This window comes from Mesorhizobium newzealandense, assembly GCF_042682145.1.
Lineage (GTDB): Bacteria > Pseudomonadota > Alphaproteobacteria > Rhizobiales > Rhizobiaceae > Mesorhizobium > Mesorhizobium newzealandense.
Window position 1 is genome coordinate 430,027 of sequence record NZ_JBHUGZ010000001.1, and the last position, 18,171, is coordinate 448,197.

General features: G+C 62.4%; 11 protein-coding genes. 5 read left to right on the forward strand and 6 right to left on the reverse strand.

The genetic code is table 11. The annotated features are described in order from the left end of the window. The first annotated feature begins 10 nt into the window (after window positions 1-10). Window positions 11-1,528 (forward strand): FGGY-family carbohydrate kinase, encoded by a 1,518-nt coding sequence (locus ACFSOZ_RS01905; RefSeq protein WP_379092907.1) that lies wholly within the window; start codon window positions 11-13, stop codon window positions 1,526-1,528. Next, complete coding sequence (locus ACFSOZ_RS01910; protein ID WP_379092910.1) at window positions 1,525-3,144, forward strand: GMC family oxidoreductase; 1,620 nt, start codon at window positions 1,525-1,527, stop codon at window positions 3,142-3,144. The genes ACFSOZ_RS01905 and ACFSOZ_RS01910 overlap by 4 nt, the downstream gene beginning before the upstream one ends. Before the next feature lie 103 nt (window positions 3,145-3,247). Here ACFSOZ_RS01910 and ACFSOZ_RS01915 read toward each other — a convergent pair whose 3' ends face one another. Next, the gene (locus tag ACFSOZ_RS01915) at window positions 3,248-5,476 is read right to left on the reverse strand and encodes a mechanosensitive ion channel family protein (RefSeq protein WP_379092913.1); all 2,229 of its coding nucleotides are present in this window, start codon (window positions 5,474-5,476) and stop codon (window positions 3,248-3,250) included. Between the two features lie 479 nt (window positions 5,477-5,955). On the opposite strand from ACFSOZ_RS01915, the gene ACFSOZ_RS01920 reads away from it, so the two are divergent. Together ACFSOZ_RS01920 and ACFSOZ_RS01925 are read left to right on the forward strand one after the other, a co-directional pair. Further along, the gene (locus ACFSOZ_RS01920; RefSeq protein ID WP_379092916.1) at window positions 5,956-6,108 is read left to right on the forward strand and encodes a hypothetical protein; all 153 of its coding nucleotides are present in this window, start codon (window positions 5,956-5,958) and stop codon (window positions 6,106-6,108) included. Window positions 6,109-6,114: 6 nt separating this feature from the next. Then, complete coding sequence (locus tag ACFSOZ_RS01925; protein ID WP_379092919.1) at window positions 6,115-9,045, forward strand: glycosyltransferase; 2,931 nt, start codon at window positions 6,115-6,117, stop codon at window positions 9,043-9,045. A gap of 149 nt (window positions 9,046-9,194) precedes the next feature. On the opposite strand, the gene ACFSOZ_RS01930 is transcribed toward ACFSOZ_RS01925, so the two are convergent. Beyond that, window positions 9,195-9,875 carry a peroxiredoxin-like family protein gene (locus ACFSOZ_RS01930; protein ID WP_379093831.1) on the reverse strand — a complete coding sequence of 227 codons (681 nt, stop codon included), beginning with the start codon at window positions 9,873-9,875 and terminating at the stop codon, window positions 9,195-9,197. Window positions 9,876-9,894: 19 nt separating this feature from the next. Further along, a complete protein-coding gene (locus ACFSOZ_RS01935) occupies window positions 9,895-13,194 on the reverse strand; it encodes an ATP-binding protein (protein WP_379092922.1) in 3,300 nt (1,099 codons plus the stop codon). Between the two features lie 228 nt (window positions 13,195-13,422). Here ACFSOZ_RS01935 and ACFSOZ_RS01940 point away from each other — a divergent pair, with 228 nt between their 5' ends. Then, window positions 13,423-15,192: an adenylate/guanylate cyclase domain-containing protein gene (locus ACFSOZ_RS01940; RefSeq protein WP_379092925.1), complete on the forward strand. Its 1,770-nt coding sequence runs from the start codon at window positions 13,423-13,425 to the stop codon at window positions 15,190-15,192. Window positions 15,193-15,206: 14 nt separating this feature from the next. On the opposite strand, the gene ACFSOZ_RS01945 is transcribed toward ACFSOZ_RS01940, so the two are convergent. Genes ACFSOZ_RS01945 through ACFSOZ_RS01955 form a run of 3 tightly spaced genes read right to left on the reverse strand, consistent with a single transcriptional unit; the run spans window position 15,207 to window position 18,059 of the window. After that, on the reverse strand, window positions 15,207-16,592 hold the full coding sequence (locus ACFSOZ_RS01945) for a hypothetical protein (protein WP_379092928.1): 1,386 nt from the start codon (window positions 16,590-16,592) through the stop codon (window positions 15,207-15,209). A gap of 43 nt (window positions 16,593-16,635) precedes the next feature. After that, entirely contained in the window at window positions 16,636-17,199 is a 564-nt protein-coding gene (locus tag ACFSOZ_RS01950) for a GNAT family N-acetyltransferase (RefSeq protein WP_379092931.1), read from the reverse strand. A 35-nt stretch (window positions 17,200-17,234) separates the two neighbouring features. Beyond that, window positions 17,235-18,059: a hypothetical protein gene (locus tag ACFSOZ_RS01955; RefSeq protein WP_379092934.1), complete on the reverse strand. Its 825-nt coding sequence runs from the start codon at window positions 18,057-18,059 to the stop codon at window positions 17,235-17,237. Window positions 18,060-18,171: the final 112 nt, after the last annotated feature.

The window sequence follows — 18,171 nt, forward strand, 5'->3', positions numbered from 1 at the left end:
GGAGGAGCCAATGGGTAAGTACATTCTCGGCCTCGATGCCGGCAACACCGTCATCAAGGCCATTCTCTTCGACCTGTCGGGACGCGAGCTGGCGCTTGCTGTCCGCGACGGCCATTCATGCATGCCAAAGCCCGGACATGTCGAGCGCGACCTCGACGAACTGTGGCTCAATGCGGTTTCGGTCATCGGCCAGTGCATCGCCCAGGCGAGCATCGACGCCGGCGAGATCGTCGCCATCGGCTGTGCTGGCCATGGCAACGGGCTCTATGCGCTCGATCGCCAAGGCGCACCGCTGATCGGCATCCAGTCGCTCGACACGCGCGCGGTCGGCATCGTTGCCGAATGGGCCGAGCGGAATGTCGGCGACCGCACCTACACTCACTGCCTGCAACGGCCATGGGCGGCGCAGACACCGACGCTGCTTGCCTGGCTCAAGCGCTTTTCGCCGGCGCTGTTCGCCCGGATCGGCACGGTTTTCCTGTGCAAGGATTTCATCGTCAACCGCCTGACGGATGCGCGCAGCAGCGACACCTCGGACATGTCGGGCTGCGGGCTGCTGCAGATGCGTGACCGGCGCTACGAGCCGGACCTGCTTGCCGCCTACGGGCTCGACGACTGCATGGACCTGCTGCCACCGGTGTTGGAATCGGCCGATATCGCCGGGCATGTCAGCGACAAGGTGGCGGCCCTGACAGGATTGAGCGCCGGCACGCCCGTGGTGGCCGGGCTGTTCGATGTCGTCGCCAGCGCGGTCGGCTCTGGCGTTACCAAAACGGGTGCTGCCTCAGTCATTGCCGGAACCTGGAGCATCAACCAAGTCATCACCGACGAGCCGATCCGAGACCCTTCGATCTTCATGCTGTCGACTTTCGATCGCAAGCGATATCTGGCCATCGAATCCAGCGCGACCTCGACCGCCAATCTCGAGTGGATCGTGCGCGAATTCCTCGAGCACGGCGGCGACGCCGACAAGTCGCCGTTCGAATTGTGCAGTGAGCTCGTCGAGTCCGTCGATCCCGAAGGCGACGTCCCGATCTACCATCCTTTCCTCTACGGCTCGCAGCAGAATGGCCACGCGCGCGCCGGCTTCTACGGCATCGCCGGCTGGCATGGCCGGGCGCATCTGTTGCGTGCGCTGTTCGAGGGCGTCGCCTTCGAGCACAGGCGCCATGTCGAGACATTGCACAAAGCGGGCGCCGATTTCGACCATGTGGTGCTTTCGGGCGGCGGTTCGCGCAGCAGCGTCTGGCCGCAGATCTTCGCCGATGTGCTCGGCATGCCGGTCACCGTCGCGCGCAGCCGCGAGACCGGAGCCCTGGGAGCGGCGATCGCGGCGGGCACCGGGATCGGCATCTTCGCTGACTACAGCGCCGGCGCCGCGGCCATGACGGCGGCTGCACGGCACTTTGTGCCGAACGCGGCGGTTGCCGGCGCATACGGGCGGCGGTATTGCCTGTATGGCGAGATCAACCAGGCGATGACCCCGATGTGGGAGCGCATCGCCGGACAGCAGCAGGCACGCACGTGACCGAAGCTTCACCGTCTTCGTTCGGCGACTACGACTATGTCATCGTCGGTGCCGGCTCGGCCGGCTGCGTGCTCGCCAACCGGCTTTCGACCGACCCGCGCAACAAGGTGCTGCTGCTCGAGGCCGGCGGCAGCGACCGCTATCACTGGGTCGATATCCCGATCGGCTACCTCTTCTGCATGGGCAACCCACGCACCGACTGGATGATGAAGACCGAGCCGGATGCCGGTCTCAACGGCCGCAGCCTCAACTATCCGCGCGGCAAGGTGCTTGGCGGCTGTTCGTCGATCAACGGCATGATCTACATGCGCGGCCAGGCCGCCGACTACGATGGCTGGCGCCAAGCAGGCAATGTCGGCTGGGCGTGGGACGACGTTCTGCCCTACTTCCTGAAATCGGAAGACTATCACGGCGGCAAGGGCGCCATGCACGGCAGCGGCGGGGAATGGCGGGTCGAACGGCAACGCCTGTCATGGCCGATCCTTGATGCATTCCGGGACGCGGCCGAGGAACTCGGCATTCCCCGCACCGACGATTTCAACACCGGTACCAATGAAGGCTCGGGCTATTTCGAGGTCAACCAGAGGAAGGGCGTGCGCTGGAACACATCGAAAGCGTTCTTGCGCGGCATTGCGCCGCGCAAGAACCTGCGCATCGTACTCGGCGCGGAGACGGAACGCCTTGAGTTCGAAGGCCGGAGCGTCACCGGGCTTTTGTTCCGCCACGACGGCCACCTGCATCGTGTCCGCGCCGGACAAACGATCCTTGCAGCCGGGGCCATAAACTCGCCGAAGATCCTCGAACTCTCCGGGGTTGGCCGGCCGGACCTGCTCTCGGGCATTGGCGTGGATATCCGCCATGCCTTGCCGGGCGTTGGCGAAAACCTGCAGGACCATCTGCAGATCCGCACAGTCTTCAAGGTCTCAAACGCCGCCACGCTCAACCAGCGCTACCACAATCTGCTCAGCCGCGCATCGATGGGGCTTGAATACGCACTCAGGCGCAGCGGGCCGTTGTCGATGGCGCCGAGCCAACTCGGCATCTTTGCCAGGAGCGACCCGCGTCTGGCAACACCGGATCTTGAGTACCATGTGCAGCCGTTGAGTACCGACCGGCTGGGAGAGCCGCTGCATCGCTTTCCGGCGGTCACCGTGTCGGTCTGCAATCTGCGTCCGGAAAGCCGCGGTACGGTGCATGTGGGATCGTCGGATCCGCGTGAGGCAACGAAGATCCGGCCGAACTATCTCTCCACCGAGGGGGATCGCAGCGTCGCCGTCGCTTCACTGCGCCATGTCCGCAGCTTGATGAAGGCTCGGGCGGTGGCGCATTTTGCGCCGGAAGAGATGCTGCCCGGCACGCAATATGACAGCGACGAAGACCTTATCCGCAAGGCCGGCGACATCGGCACGACGATCTTCCATCCCGTCGGCACCTGCAAGATGGGCTCCGACACCATGGCCGTTGTCGACGATCGCCTGCGCGTGCATGGCCTTGACGGCTTGCGTGTGGTCGATGCTTCGGTCATGCCAACTATCGTCTCGGGCAACACCAACTCGCCGGTCATCATGATCGCCGAGAAGGCGGCGGAGATGATCCTGCTGGACCCACGCCAATGATGCTCGGGGACGTGCCGCGTCCAGAGCACGTCGTGTCATCCCGCCCCCGGTGGCGCTCGGAAATCACTGCGAGCCTGAAAGCCGCGCTGTACCCGGCAGGTGTCTACTCCGTTGTGCTCGCTTTTTTTCTGCGCCGATTGGTGTGCGACTGCGCGACGGCCATTTTCAACTCGGGTGTGATCTCCTCCAATGGCGCATTCTCTGCCCCATGTGGGTTCTGTAGCCCCTGAACGTGGACGGTCGGGAATGGGAGTTCGATGCCCTGCTCCTTGAAGACTTGGCGCAGGCGTACATAGAATTTGCGTTTCATGCCGAAGGCGCCTCCCGGTCTGGTTGTCGCCTTGACCCTCAATACGATGCCGTACTCACCGAACTCCTGTACGCCCTGCATCTTGATCGGGTCGAGCACCCAGTTTTTGAACTCGGGATCTTCCGCCAGTTCGAGGCCGATCCGCTTGATCAGCTTGCGCGCGAAGTCGATATCGGTGTCATAGCCAACGGTGATGTTGAATTTGTCGATAACCCAGTCACGGCTCTGGTTCTGGACGGCCCCGAGTTCACCGAAAGGTATTGTGAACAGCGGGCCACGATGGTGGCGCAACTTCACAGAGCGCAGCGAAAAGCTTTCCACGGTACCCTTGTAATTGCCCGAGGAAATATATTCGCCGACACGAAACGCATCATCGAGCAGAAAAAACACGCCTGAAATGACATCCTTGACGACGGTTTGTGCGCCAAAGCCCACCGCGACGCCGACGACGCCAGCGCCGGCGATCAGTGGGCCGATTTGGATACCCATAGAGGCGAGCATCATCAGCACCGCCATCACGACGATCAATGCGAGCAGCATGTTCTGGAGGATCGGCAAGAGCGTGTGCAGCCGCGCCTGCTGCGAATCGAGGATCGGGACGTCCTCGTCGCTGGTCACAGGGTGCGGCATTTCGATGCCCAGCTTTCGTTCGATCAAAGCCTTGATGATCGACCAGCCGAAATCGGCTGCGAGGGCAATGACCACGACATTGATCAAGCCGCGCAATATGAACGCCGTCGTCGTATCGCTGTCCCGCATGGATTGCATGTTCAGACCCCAGACACGCGCGAGAAAGTAAGCCGCCGCCAGGATCAAAATCATCCGGATTCCGCGATCGACGACAGCGATCGTCACTGCCGGGATCGTAGGCCGACCGACATCTTCCGAACCAGGCCGCAGGACGAAATTAACCCCGCGCCGCGTCAGCACGATTGCCAAAGGCAGGAAGAATGCGGCGAAGGTAAACCAGAAGTAGGTATAGAGGCCGGCGATGCGCTGCAGGAACAGGACCACGAAATAAGCCGTCAATAGCCATGTCGCTTCCGTGTGACCGCTTTGGCGCGCACCGTCTCGCTGCGTTCCTGGCCGACGCCAAATGGCAAGCAGCAAGAGCAACAGCAGCACGAAATCGGCGCCCAGTGACAGGACCATCATTCCGTCCTGATCGATGCCGAGACCGGGCAAGAGGATAAAAGCGGCTGCGAAGAAGGCGAAGACGCCGACGATCCAGGGTAGCCAATAAGACCAATGGTCAGCCGTTTCGTTGGTGATCGGCAAAGCACGAACCTCGACGGCGTTCTCGACCTTCATGAAAGAAGGGACGAGCATGGCCATGACGTACATGCGCACACCCCGTGTGACGACTGCCGCCATCAGAAATGTCAGTACAATCTCGCGGATAAGCATTGGCCAGTCGAACAACATGAACGCGCCGGCGCTGCCCAGTGCGAATGAGACGATCAGCATGCTGGAATAAAGCGCACGACCACCAATCTTCTTGGCTCGCCCGATTGGCGTATCCTTCGATTGCGCGATAATCCAAAGGCGAAATGAACGGGTGAGCCTGTACGTTGCCCAAGTGAGCGCCAGGCCGGCAGCGATGAACATCGCAATCAGGATAAATACGCCGGCAGCCCCCTTGCTGGACATATCGTCCATGGTCTCTGCCCGAACGCGCGCAAACTGGCCAGGCAGCAGGGGCAAAGTTCGCACGATTCTTTCGATATGATGCCTGATCCGATCGAGCGTGGAGGATGCCATCGTGTTCATCTGGCCTGGCGCGGCCACGGCGCCGGACGATGCGTCGGTCGGCGAAGCTCCTGCCTCGGCAGGCGCACCCGTTGATCCGGCGTCCTGATTTCGTTGTTCGGCCACCCAGGCCTTCACGGACGGATCGTCGAGAAGCTCGAACAACTGTTTCACCCTTTCAGGCGGGACGGTCGCCGGCGCCTGCGCCTGTGCCTGACCGGCCAACAGGAGAGCGATCCCAAAGACGAACGACCTGGCAATCAGGACAAACATCGCCGTCAGATCTCCGAGACGTCGTGCCGGGCGCGCCAGGTTCCTGGCTCCCAATCGTCGAATCATGAGTGGCATCGTGCTGTTAACTTTCAGGTCAAATCGGCAAGCAACGACATCTATGTCCGTCGTTGCCCCACCTTGAAGAAACCGATGTTGCGGTGCAAGACGTCATCGTTCCAAACCAGAGCGTTGCGCCGGTACTTGGCGGTATTTAGCCGCCGGGGGCAGGGCATTCCGACTTCGGTCCAGGCCTCCGGCCGTTCTATGAACTGGGCATCCGTGATGCTGGGCGTAGAACGCCCGGCACCAGGATCCCAGGCCCATACTACGAGGGCATGAGCGCTTGCGCCATTCAGCCTGTCTTCAAGTCTTTTTGCCTGCCTCTAATTCACCCCGATCTTGACAGAGCGGCGCTGCCATCCGATGCCGTCATCCATCTTTGACATTCGCCAACTCTTGCCGAAGAAAGCGAAAGCTCGATGGTCCAGGACGATGCTACCGTAGGCGGTGTGGTACCGATGTTCGATGCCGAGCAAACCATCGGCGCAACGCTTGCCAGCATCCGCCGGCAGGACCGTCTCCTTTGGCAGGAAATCGCCGGCTTGTTCTACCTTCGAACCATGCGCGGGTAAGACGGCGTGGCGCACAATCCCTTGGTTTCAATCGTGGTTCCTGCGCACAACGCAGAGGCGACGCTGGCGCGCGCACTCGATTGCCTTCTCGATCAGGAAATAGTGGATTGGGAGGCGATCATCGTCGACGACGCCTCCACGGACCGCACCCCCGCGATCATCGCCAGTTATGTGGAGCACGATGCCCGATTTCGAATGTTGAGATCTTGCGCGTATGGCGCTGCCGGCGCGCGCAATAGCGGGATTTCGACAGCCCGCGGCCACTGGCTCATGTTTCTGGATGCGGACGATTGGGTGGATGCCAGCTTCATTACGAAAATGCTGGCCGCACTGAAAACCGCTCCCGATGCAGTGGCCGCCTATTGCGGTTCTCGGCGCGTGATGCCCGATGGTGCACTCACCCCGTCGAGCATCTCAACGGAGGTTGCGATCCAGCCCTTCGAAACATTCGCCCGCCAGTGTGCTGTTCGCACTCACGCGCTGCTAGTCGACCGAGAGACAATTGTCGAGTTGGGCGGTTTCGATGTGTCGCTGCGCACCTGCGAGGCCTGGGATCTGTGGCAGCGCCTCGCACGTCTAGGCAAACGTTGGGTGATGGTCGACGAGCCGCTCGCTTTCTATCGGGCCAGCCCGAACGCGCTCTCCCGCAATTCGGCGCAGATGCTGGTTGATGCGGAAATCGTGATCGCCCGCGGCTTTTCTCCTGATCCCAGGGTCAAACACCCAGCATCGGCACACGCCAATGGAGCGACCGAGGCGAACGGCCGCACCGCTTCCGAAGCATTCGCGTGGTTTGCGTTGTGGAACGCCGCGTCGGATTGCGGCCGCGGCTCGCGCTCGATCAACCCGCAGTCCCTGCGCGCGCTCCCGGCAGGACGTAAGTGGGCGCGTGAGATCGCCAAGGTGGCCTTCGATGGCCTTATGGTAGGAAGCCTATCGGTGCCGGCGCAACTGGCTGCCAGGTGGGACAGGTTCGGCGGCTCCCTCACCGAGTTGATCATCGAACTCGGCAAGATCTGGGACAATCCCGCCGCGGGTCGCCGCGTCCAGTATCACCTTGAGCAAATGCTTCTCGACGTCGACGATCTTGCCGCGCCGCGCAGGCTGGCTCGGACCCTTGGAATTCGCGCCGACGCTCGAAATCCGACCGCGATCGAAGTTCCGGAAGGAATCGATCAAATTTATGCCTATCTGATGATGGATGGCCAGATCGAAGCTCGCGTGCAGTTCGGCGTACTCGGGAAAGTCACAAGGCGTCATTGGATTGAATTGACCCTGGATTTCGTACCCCCTGAGCGGCTTGCACCGCGAAAGGCCGCCGGTGCCGACAAGTCAAACATGTTTGCAGCCGAGGCATTGTTGTCCATAGCGGGACGCCGGTCTGATCGGGACAGCCACTTCGGCAAACTCGCAAGATTGGCCGCGGAAGCGCGGGGGCTGGTTCGGTCGAGCGCCGAACCTGCAGAGCCTCTTGCAGCGCCGCGCCGTGCACGGGCCGCGGGTGGGCACGATAATGATCGCACGTCGTTCTGGAATCGCCATTTCGCGACTGAGGATCCCTGGAAATACGGTGCGCCCTATGAGCAGGAAAAATATGAGCGGCAGCTCGAAATTCTGCCTCCCGGTCCCATCGGACGGGCGCTTGAGCTGGCCTGCGCGGAGGGCCACTTCACGCGGCAGCTGGCGCCGCGTGTGGGCCATTTGACCGCAACTGACATCTCCGCCGTAGCCGTCGGGCGGGCGCGCGCGCGATGCAGCGATCAGCCGAATGTTGAGTTCGGCGTACTGGATTTCTCTGCGGACACGTTGCCCGGTGAGATGGATCTGATCGTCTGTTCGGAAGTGCTCTACTATCTGGATGATCTCGCCGAGTTGCGGCGCATCGCCAAAAAATTCGTTGAGGCGTTGGCGCCTGGCGGCAGTTTCATCAGCGCACACGCATTCGTGCTGGGTGACAATGTTGAAAGGACGGGCTTCGACTGGAACACATTCGGTGCACAAGTGATCTCGGAGACGCTGGCAGGGACCGAAGGCCTCGTCCTCGAGCAATCGATCCAGACCGAGCTCTATCGCATAGACCGCTTCCGCCGCCTGTCACCAGACGACGTGGCGACGGAACCGATGATAGATCATGTGCCAATCCGCGCGCCCGTCGAAATCGGGGTCGCGCGAAATATCGTCTGGGGCGGGGCGCGGGCCTTACGCCGCGACGTCGCACGTAGCGAGCGGCGACAGCGTATCCCTGTCCTCATGTATCACAGCGTCTCCGATGATGGTCCGGCCGCGCTCGCCCGTTTTCGGCTCACCCCGGCCGCGTTTGGCAGCCAGATGGCATGGCTGCGCGCCAATGGCTTTCACGCGATTAATTCAGAGCAGCTGGAATGGTTCATCGCCAATCGTCGCCCTTTCGTTGGCCGCCCAGTGCTCATCACCTTCGATGACGGCTTCCAGAACTTTGCCGACCATGCCTGGCCGACCTTGCGCGCGAACGACCTGACCGCGGAAGTGTTCCTGGTGACGGACCTGGTCGGTGAAAGTGCACGGTGGGACGCCGACAGCGGTCCGCCGACGCAGCTTATGGACGCCGGGACGGTCCGACGCCTCTCGGGCGAAGGTGCGTTCTTCGGAAGCCATCTGGCGACGCATTGCGCGATCGATGGTCTGTCGAGCTCTGACTTGGCCGCCGAGCTTCTGCGCTCTCGTATGTTCATCGAACGGTGGACCGGTCGGCCAACCAAGGCGTTCGCGGCACCCTTCTCAGTCACCGACCGACGGCTTGGCCGGCTGGCCAAGGAGTGCGGCTATCGAATCGGCTTCGGCCGCAAACACGGGCCAGCGGACCTCGATAGCGATCCCATCGACCTTCCGCGCATCGAGATTCGCGGGGATCGCTCGCTCGATCACTTTGTGGCCATTGTCGAGGCCGTGCTCGAATGAACGGTGAAACTTGTTAGTGTCACTATTCCCGCTCACAATGCGCAAGTTACTCTCGACGAGACGCTCCGCAGCGGGCGCTAACGTCTAGTTTTGTAACAAATTGGTTCCGCTTTTTGTTCAGTGTCCCGCCCGTTACCTCGTTCGCAAGTCTATTGGGCGACTTGGGACACGGCTGACATCAGCTCCTGCGGGTTTGGCGCCCCAAACATGTATCGCCCACCCTCTGGAACCTCGGTGAAGCTCCAGCGGACGATGCCCTGCCGGTCCAGTAGGAACTGACCGACCAGTTGTCCATGTCCCGTTGCCAGCATCTGCTCGTCGGCTTCGGTCAGTTCGTAATGGTCCCTCTTGTCGAGGATTTCGCTGGCCGCAATAGGATCCATAGGACCGGGCAACTCGCCTGGTATGTCGACCCGCATATTCTTTGCCGCTGCCATCGAGACCTTGTACGGCCAGTTCGTCTCGTCTTGGGTGAATTCGAGATTGGGCAGTCCGAAAGCACGATGTGAAGCGCGTTCAGGGTCGGAGGCCGCAAGCAGATTCGGCATCGGGTGGTAGCGGAAATAGAGACGCGCCCGTTCGATCGGCGTGTTGACTACCGTCAGGCTCTCCACGCCCTTTTCGCGCAGCTCCGGATCAAGCCGCGCCTGGGCGGCGATATGGCGCCGGCAAAAAGCACAATGCAGACCTCGAAACAGGCCGACCAGCACCGGTTTTTGTCCGCGAAAGTCGTCAAGCGCGATCTTGCCTTCCTGGGTAATTGCGTCGAGTACCAAGTTCGGCGCACGGTCGCCCGGTTGAAGCGGTACCAAGTCACTATGCGCGGACATTGCCAACCTCCCACCCCGGCTAGTCGAGAAAAGGCAGCACCACAAGCGCTTCCGGGTCGAGCCCGTGCTGGGCGCATATACCCTGCGCCAGGGAAAAGTAGCGTTCGGCCTCGGCCAGATTGTCGAGGTCGAGATTAAGCGTTGCAAGACCATCATAGCACGGAAACAGCAGTTGGGGTTCGCCTGTTTCGCGGGCCACGTCCAGTGCTTCGTGGAACAAGCCGACCGCCAGTTCCGGACGGCCGTTGCACTGATGGATCTGCCCAAGCACGATCAACGGCACCGGCAGGTGCTCGCGCTGGTCGAGCGCCCGGTCGATCTCGATGGCCTTCTCGGCAGCAGGCACGCCCTCCGTTGGACAGCGATCCGTGAAAGTACAACAAGCGACCGCCAGATTGGCGAGAAGGCGCGCCTGGAAACCCAAATCACCAATATGGCGCGCCACTTCAAGACCGCGCCGACAGACCTCCATCGCCCGTGCCGGATCGATGGTCGTGTAAAGCACGCCGAGATTGGTGTAGCCGCGGCAGGCGGCGCCCAGTAGACCGGCGGCTTCGGCCAATTCAATGCTACGCTCGACCTCACGCACGGCTTCACGGTTTCGCCCAAGGCGAGCCAGCGCAACAGCCTTGGTATTCAGTGCCTCGGCGGTCACAAGAGTGGCATCACGCCCTACCTCGGAGACATGCTCCGCTGTCAGAGTGCCTACGCAATCCAGCGCCGCGTCTGCCCATTTTGCCGCGAGGGCGTGGTCTCCGCTACGGAACGCCTGTCGGCCACGTTCTTGCCAGAGATGCGCCTGCTCGATTGGGGCATCCGCTCCATCGAGGAGCGCTGCCGCTTCAGCATAGCGGGATTCTGCGTTGTCCCGCTTGCCGACGTCCCAGAGCAGCCGACCGATCTTACGCAAAACCCGCGCCGAAGCGACGCGATCGGCTGACTCGCGGTATGCCTGCAACACCGTCTCGTAGTGGCGGTGCGCGATCTCGCGGCGGCCTACCGGGCCGCTCAAATCGGCAATGCGCTCTGCAATTGCCAGTTTGAGCGGTGTCTGCCCGATTGCGTCCAACGCAGTCAGTGCTCGCTCGTAGAAACGAAGGGCGTCGTCGTTGGCGTATATCATGCGAGCGCGATCGCCCGCCGCCTGCAGGTACTGCGCGCCCCTCTCCCGCTCGGCGCTCTGTGCGAAATGATGACCGAGCACGGTCAAATCCTCGAGCCGTTCCGGCTTGTCGCCGCACAGTTGCTCCAAGGCAGCACCGACCCGCCCATGGATGTCGGTCCGGCGTTGCAGGAGCAGATTCTGGTAGATCACGTCCTGCAGCAATGTTTGCGTAAAGCGGTAGCTTTGCGACGAGACCGAGCCTGATCCGGCAACTTCCTCGATGATTTCCGCATCGCAAAGCAGTTCGCAGCCGGCTTCTAGCCGGCCGGGGTCGGCTGTCACGGTTTTCAGAAGTGTCGCATCGAAGCGCGGGCCGATTACCGCGGCTTCCTGGGCCAACCGGCGCACCTCTGGGGGCAGCCGGTCGACGCGAGCAAGCAACATTGCCTGGATAGTGGCGGGAATGCCGTTTGCGACTTCGCCTGCCACAGTCCGCCATCGCTGGCCCTCGCGCATCAGTACACCGCGATCGATAAGGCCGCGAACGATCTCCTCTACAAAAAGGGGGTTGCCGCCCGCGCGCTCGAGGATCTGGTCGGGAAGCCTTCCTGCGGAGTTTACCCAACTCTCGCCGAAAAGCGCCGCCAGCAGGCTGCGTCCGTCGTCACTGTTGAGCGGCGAAAGCCTGAGCGCTGTGTGACTGACCCGACTTGAGTCGAGCTGGTCGTTGTCCGGCGCCGGACGATGCGTGACCAGCAACATCAACCGCGTGCGTTCCAACCTGTCCATCACGAAACGTAGTGCCTCGAGTGACACGGCGTCGGCCCAGTGCAGGTCTTCGACGACAATCAACAGCGGCGACAACGCAAGCCGCCGTTCGATGATTGTGCGGACTGCGTAGAGAATTTGCCGCCGCAGCTGCTCGGGCTCGACATGCTGCAAGGTGGCATCGGGGTCGCCAAGGCCAAGCACATGGTAGAGCAAAGGCATCAGCCGCTTCGCCTCCTCGCCCTGCAGGCCGAGATCGGTAAGCAAGCCTGCGAGCTTCCCCCGCATTTCGTCCCCATTGTCGTTTTGCATCATCCCGGCAGCGCTGCGCACCACTGCGCCCAAGGTGCCAAACGATTGTTCGCCCAGCGGTGAGCACGTGGCCTGCCGCACGGCGACGTTGCGAAAACGATCCTCGTCGCCGACGCGGGCGACGAACTCCTTCACCAGCCGCGATTTCCCGATACCGGCTTCTCCGACGAGGCGGACAAGTTGGGCCGAGCCGCCGCACGCCTGGTCAAGGCTCGCCAGCATTCTTTGGAGCTCCGCACCACGACCTATCATCGGCGCGCTGAGACCGAGCGCCTCGAGTCCACGCGCTGCACGCGGCGCCGCAAGCGGTGCATCCAGTCGATGGACGAGCACACTGCCAGCCTTGCCGCGAAGCACGACATCACCCAGTGACTCGTAAGAGAAGGCATGCCGGGTCAGCCTGTGAGTGAGCTCGCCCACCAGCACCTCACCCGGTGCGGCCAGCGATTGCAGGCGTTGCGCCGTATTCACGGTGTCGCCGGTCACCGAATAGGATTTGGCGGTGCCGATGCCCAATCCGCCAGTGACGACCGGACCAGTGTTTATGCCGATGTGGAGTAACAGAGGCGAGCCGGAGTGGGGGGCGCTTTCGCCGAGCCGCACCGTCCGGGCGATCATGTCGAGAGCTGCGCGAAGGGCACGTTCCGGATCGTCCTCATGCGCGACCGGCGCACCGAACAAAGCGAGCAGTGCATCGCCGATGAATTTGTCGACGAAACCACCAAAGTTTCGCACGGCCGCCGTCAATTCCTTGAACAGTTCGTTCTGCAGCGCTTGCATAACCTCGGGGTCGAGCTGCTCGCTGAGTGTCGTGAAGCCGCAAAGGTCGGCAAACAGGACCGTCACAGTCCGGCGATCGGCGTCGGAGACGGGATGCAGCCCATCTTCGCTTTCGCTGTTCGCAGGCAGCGACGGAGTTCGAGAAGGCGGCACGATGGTCCGGCTTGGTGTCGGAGCAGGCTGTTCGACGGCTTTTGCGGGCGCACCGACGCTTGCCCCACACTTCGGACAGAACTCGAAATCAGGTGCGCAGGGGTAGCCGCAACTGGCGCATGGCACGGGCTGGCGCCTGCCACACCTTGGACAGAAAGCGTATCCGCTCTCAACCTCGAAACCGCAGCCCGAGCAGTCCATCGAACAAGACCTCACTAGGGGCCGTGACCGTGTGATCTCCCTACGCGCGTCACGACCAGGGTATTCACAAGGATGAACCGTTAGCCGTCGACCAGCAAGCGGCAGCGCAAATGGGCATCGGGCGATCAGTGTGGGTGCTGTCGTTCGGGTGGCTGCGTGGCCGTCGTTTGCGAAAGTTCCCTCGTACCCTCCGCCTTCCTGCTATCGTAGGGACGAGGAGACGGACCGATGAGCGAGAACCGTAAGCTGGCCGCAATCCTGGCTGCAGATGTGGTCGGATACAGCCGGCTCGCGAGCGCGGACGAAGATCGTACTTTGGCGAGGTTGCGGGCACTGCGCAGCGACCTGATCGATCCGATCATCGCCGTACACAACGGGCGGGTGATCAAGCGCACCGGGGATGGGGCGCTGGTTGAGTTCCGCAGCGTGGTGGATGCCGTGCGCTGCGCCGTTGAAGTTCAGAATGGCATGGTGGAGCGCAATGCCGGCGTGCCGCAGGACCGCCGCATCGAGTTCAGGATCGGCATCCATCTGGGCGATGTGGTCGAAGAAAGCGACGGCGACCTGATGGGCGACGGCGTCAACATCGCCTCGCGTTTGGAGGGCGTCGCGGCACCCGGCGCCATCTGCCTGTCCGAGGATGCCTATCGCCAGGTCAAGGCGAGGCTCGACCTCTCGGTCAGCGATCTCGGCAGCACACAGCTCAAGAACATCGCCGAGCCGATCCGGGTCTATTCGCTGCAAGTCGGCAGCGCCGGGACCAAGGCTGCCGCAACCTCGGAAACCGCGAGCCGGCCGGCGACGGCAGCGCCGCCGAAGCTGTCGATCGCCGTCCTGCCGTTCGCCAACATGAGCGGTGACGTCGAACAGGACTACTTCGCCGACGGCATCTCTGAGGACATCATCACGGCGCTGTCCAAACTGTCGCAGCTCTTCGTCATCGCGCGCAATTCGTCGTTCACCTTCAAGGGCCAGAACGTCCATGTGCAGGAGGTGGGCACGAAGCTCGGCGTGCGGCATGTACTTGAGGGCAGCGTACGCAAATCGGGGAACAGGGTGCGCATCACCGCGCAGCTCATCGATGCAACCTCGGGCGGCCATCTTTGGGCGGAGCGGTTCGATCGCGAGCTGACCGACATATTCGCCGTGCAGGACGACGTGACGCAGCAGATCGTCGCTGCGCTGGCGCTCAATCTGACCGAGGGTGACCGTCAGCGGCTGGCGCCCGAGCACCCGCGCAACGCGGAGGCGTATGACTGTTTCCTGCGGGGCCGGGAGCTGTGGCATCGGCTGACGAAGGAGACTAACGTCGCAGCCCGCGACCTCTTGCAACGCGCCATCGAACTGGACCCGAAGTTTGCCTCTGCCCACGCTTTCATCGCCCTCACGCACGGACTCGATTACCTGAACAGGTGGAGTGCCTCGCCGCCGGAATCGATGGCGCAAGCGGAAGAGGTCGCAACGCGCGCGGTAGCGCTGGATGACAGCGATCCCTGGGCGCACTGGGCGCTGGCTATAGCCAAGCTGTACACACGACGGCACGATGGGGCCATCGGCGAGGCCGAGCACGCGATTGCCCTCAATCCGAACTTCGCCGAGGGGCACGTGATCCTCGGCGAGGCGCTGTACTATTCGGGCAGACCCGAGGAGGCCCTCGAGAGTTTCGCCCGGGGGAAGACCTTGAATCCGTACTTTCCGGATGTGCTTCTGCACTTCCAGGCTTTGGCCGCGTTCCAACTGGGAAGGTACGAGGAGGCCGTTGACCTCTTGATGCAACGGCTGGCTCGCAACGCTGTCACCGATGTCTCGCGCGCGCTTCTGGCCGCCTGCTACGGCCATCTGGGCCGTTTCGCCGAGGCCCGCGCGGCATGGCAGGAGGTGCTTCGCCTCAATCCCGACTATTCGCTAGAATACCGTCGCAAAGTGTTGCCCTACAAGAACCCAGCCGATTTCGAACTCGTGGTGGACGGGCTCCGCAAGGCCAGTGTCGTGCAATGACAGGTGAGGCCATGTCAGGGCGCCTTGATCCCTGCCTGGCCGATCTTGCGCCATCGGGCGTTTTCGCGAACCAGTTTCAGGTCGTCGGTCGTCTCAGCAAAGGTCCGCAATCGGTATTGCCGGAGCAGGTCCGGGAAGAGCGCCCCTTCCGGCAGGCCGGCAAGCTGCTCGCGGACCGAGATCTTTTCATCGATGACTCGCATGCCCCAGGCATTTTCCCGAACCTGCAATTCGGCAGCCAGATCGCGCTCTTCCGGCGCGTTTTCGTCCAGCGCAGCCAGCAGGATCGAGTGGAAAAGCGCTACATAGCCAATCTGTCTCAGGCCGCCCACAACCCGCACGCGTGGCAATATGGCAAGGACGAGGAACATCAGGAACAGGTTCGGCAGCAGCACGCCGTCCAGCAGCGCCTGCCTGAGATGCGGCCGCTCGAACGGGATGGAAAGACCATGCGGCCTGTCAGTCTCGATCAGGTGCCCGTTCTCGAGGACGAGCTTGCGCACGCGCTCCTCGCGGATGCCCCAGAAATAGGCCGTGGTATTGGGCAGGAACCTGCCAAACGGGCTCGATGCGGCCTCTTGCAAGGCACGTTCGAGACGCTGGCGCCTTGCGGGCACAATGAGCAGCCTGGAAAGAAGACTGCCGTCATCTTCTAGATGCCGCGCCACGGCAGCCGCGGCGAGCCGATCATCGATGAAAACCGGCAGGGCCATGCCGGAGCGATCCCAATCGGCGACCAGATCCTGGTTGAGGGCTGTCAGCGCATCGGCGGCGGTTCCAAACACCTTGTCCTGGCTGGCAAGCAGGGTGCCCAGCCAGCGGCTGGCATCCGTTTCATCGCCCACCGCTTCGAGCGCGCGCTTGTTGAGGGAGACGGGACCGGCCACGCAGGCGCTTTTGCGGCACAGTTTGTGGCGCCCCATGCCAAACAGGTTGACCTTGTCGTCGCCGACATCGAGCCATCCCGGCCCCTCCCGGCCAATTGTCTCCATGGTCATCGTCGTTCCCATGAAGCCGAAGAAGGCCGACAGCCCGTTTTCGACCGCGCCGAGCCAGGCAAGCAGGACGGCATCGAAGGTGATCCGGTCCATAAGAAGCAGGCAGTGCAGGCCCGACTGAATCACCGGTCTGTGCTCGAACTCTTCGAGGGCCTTGCCGATCTCTTCGGGCTGCATGATCACAGCAAGGCGCTGATGCAGGACTTCGCGCAGGATCGAGCGGCTGGCGATCGCCGGGTCCGATGCAGGCCTTGCCACCGGCCGCCACAGATGGCGGGCGTAATCGGAAACCGGTGCATTCCAGTTCCGCTCGATGTCACGCACGACTTCCGGGCAGAGCAGTGACAGTACAGCCAGAATTTCCGCCGGAGGCGTAGGGGTTGGATCAAAGACGGCGGTCATTGGTCCCGTCTAGCCGCTTGCGGTGTAAACGCCAAGGGAGACCTCAGAACCGCAGCCGGGCCATGCTCAGGAGGTCGTGGTACTGCCCGTCGGTAAAGCCGGCCTTCACATGCCGGCCTTCGACCTCGAAACCGTGGCTTGTGTAGAGACGGACGGCCGGTTCGTTGTCGGCATAGACGGTCAATTCGACCCGCTTCAGGGCGCGCCAGTTGTCGGCCACGTCAAGCAGCGCGCCAAGTATGGCAGAGCCGATGCCCTTGCCGACAAAGGCATCGTCAAGGCCGATATTGATCTCGCCGATATGCGAACGGCGCGGCGAACCCTGCACGACCAGGCTGCCATGGCCGACGACCCTGCCGTCCAACTCGGCAACGATCCAGGTGGTTTCCTGGCCGGACTTGGCGATGCGCCGCTCCACCTGCTCTACCCGCTCGAAGGGCATCCTGAGCGTGCCCCAGCGGAAGCCCGGCATGTTGAAGATGGTGCAAAGCGCCTCCGCATCGCTTGGCCGGACGGACCGGAGCTGCGGCTGGATTTTCTCGGAGGATGGCGAGGTCGTGCTGGTCATGGCGTTCCCGGCGAAGGCAATCGGCCCGGCACGATGCACCGGACGTCTCCTGAAAATCCAGCCGTCTCTGCAACCTATGATGCCGATTGCGAGCTAAAATACCGGGAGGCGGCGTAGAGTTTGAAGACGCCGCTGATGCCGATCCAGCCGAAAAGGGCGAGCCAGCACAATGTCCCGGTCGCCGTCCAGTCGATCCGGTGCACCGCAGCGTCGGTGATGACGAGGCCAAGGATGGCAAGCAGGCCAACCAGAAACTGCGCCAAGCCGAGCACCAGCAGTTCCTCGCGCGGCGCGCTTCTCCAGACGAGATATATGCCGCCCGCACCGGCGAGGAAGATGGCGCTGTAGACCTGAGCGTGGAAGGCGTCGACCGGCCATGGCCAGATGCTGCCGAATGTCAGGGGAAACAGCAGCAGGCCGACGCCATAGAGCCCAAGGATCGCCGATTCCACCGGCATGTAGCCGCGCCATGCGGGGTTTAAGGTCACGCCTTTTGCAGAAGGACGGGCCCTGGCCCGCCACAGGAACAGCCCGGATACCGCGACCGAAGCAAGATAGACCAAAAACCAGAGCCAGGGCGCTTTGCGCCCGAAGTTGAAATAGCCGAGATTGATGAACGAAGCCACCGACACGATGACGGTAAAGATGAAGGCCATGACCAGCACGAGCCTGCCGGGCGACCAGCGATTCCAGACCAGCAGCGCCGCCATCACGACCATTTCGGCGGTGTAGAAGCCGCCGAGGAAGCGGGCATTGAACGGCGTGACGGCCCAAGGCCAGCCCGGCTTGACCAGCACAGGCGCGAAAAACAGGCCGGCGCCTACGATCAGGACGATGATGACCACCACAGAGAAAAGGCGCAGGACCGCCGGAAATGGCGGGTTGTCGGATGCCGGCATGGGAGAAAGCCCCAAAGATGAATGCCCCATGGACGATCATAGTGCCGGTTGCCGCCGAATGGAAATTGAACTGTCCCCAGGCTTATCTATTCGAATGGCCGTACGGTCCGTT

Coding starts and splice junctions, on each gene's coding strand:
- ACFSOZ_RS01935 (WP_379092922.1), bottom strand. CDS start 13,194: ATGGACTGCTCGGGCTGCGGTTTCGAGGTTGAGAGCGGATACGCTTTC.
- ACFSOZ_RS01945 (WP_379092928.1), bottom strand. CDS start 16,592: ATGACCGCCGTCTTTGATCCAACCCCTACGCCTCCGGCGGAAATTCTG.
- ACFSOZ_RS01920 (WP_379092916.1), top strand. CDS start 5,956: ATGGTCCAGGACGATGCTACCGTAGGCGGTGTGGTACCGATGTTCGAT.
- ACFSOZ_RS01955 (WP_379092934.1), bottom strand. CDS start 18,059: ATGCCGGCATCCGACAACCCGCCATTTCCGGCGGTCCTGCGCCTTTTC.
- ACFSOZ_RS01915 (WP_379092913.1), bottom strand. CDS start 5,476: ATGTTTGTCCTGATTGCCAGGTCGTTCGTCTTTGGGATCGCTCTCCTG.
- ACFSOZ_RS01905 (WP_379092907.1), top strand. CDS start 11: ATGGGTAAGTACATTCTCGGCCTCGATGCCGGCAACACCGTCATCAAG.
- ACFSOZ_RS01930 (WP_379093831.1), bottom strand. CDS start 9,875: ATGTCCGCGCATAGTGACTTGGTACCGCTTCAACCGGGCGACCGTGCG.
- ACFSOZ_RS01940 (WP_379092925.1), top strand. CDS start 13,423: ATGAGCGAGAACCGTAAGCTGGCCGCAATCCTGGCTGCAGATGTGGTC.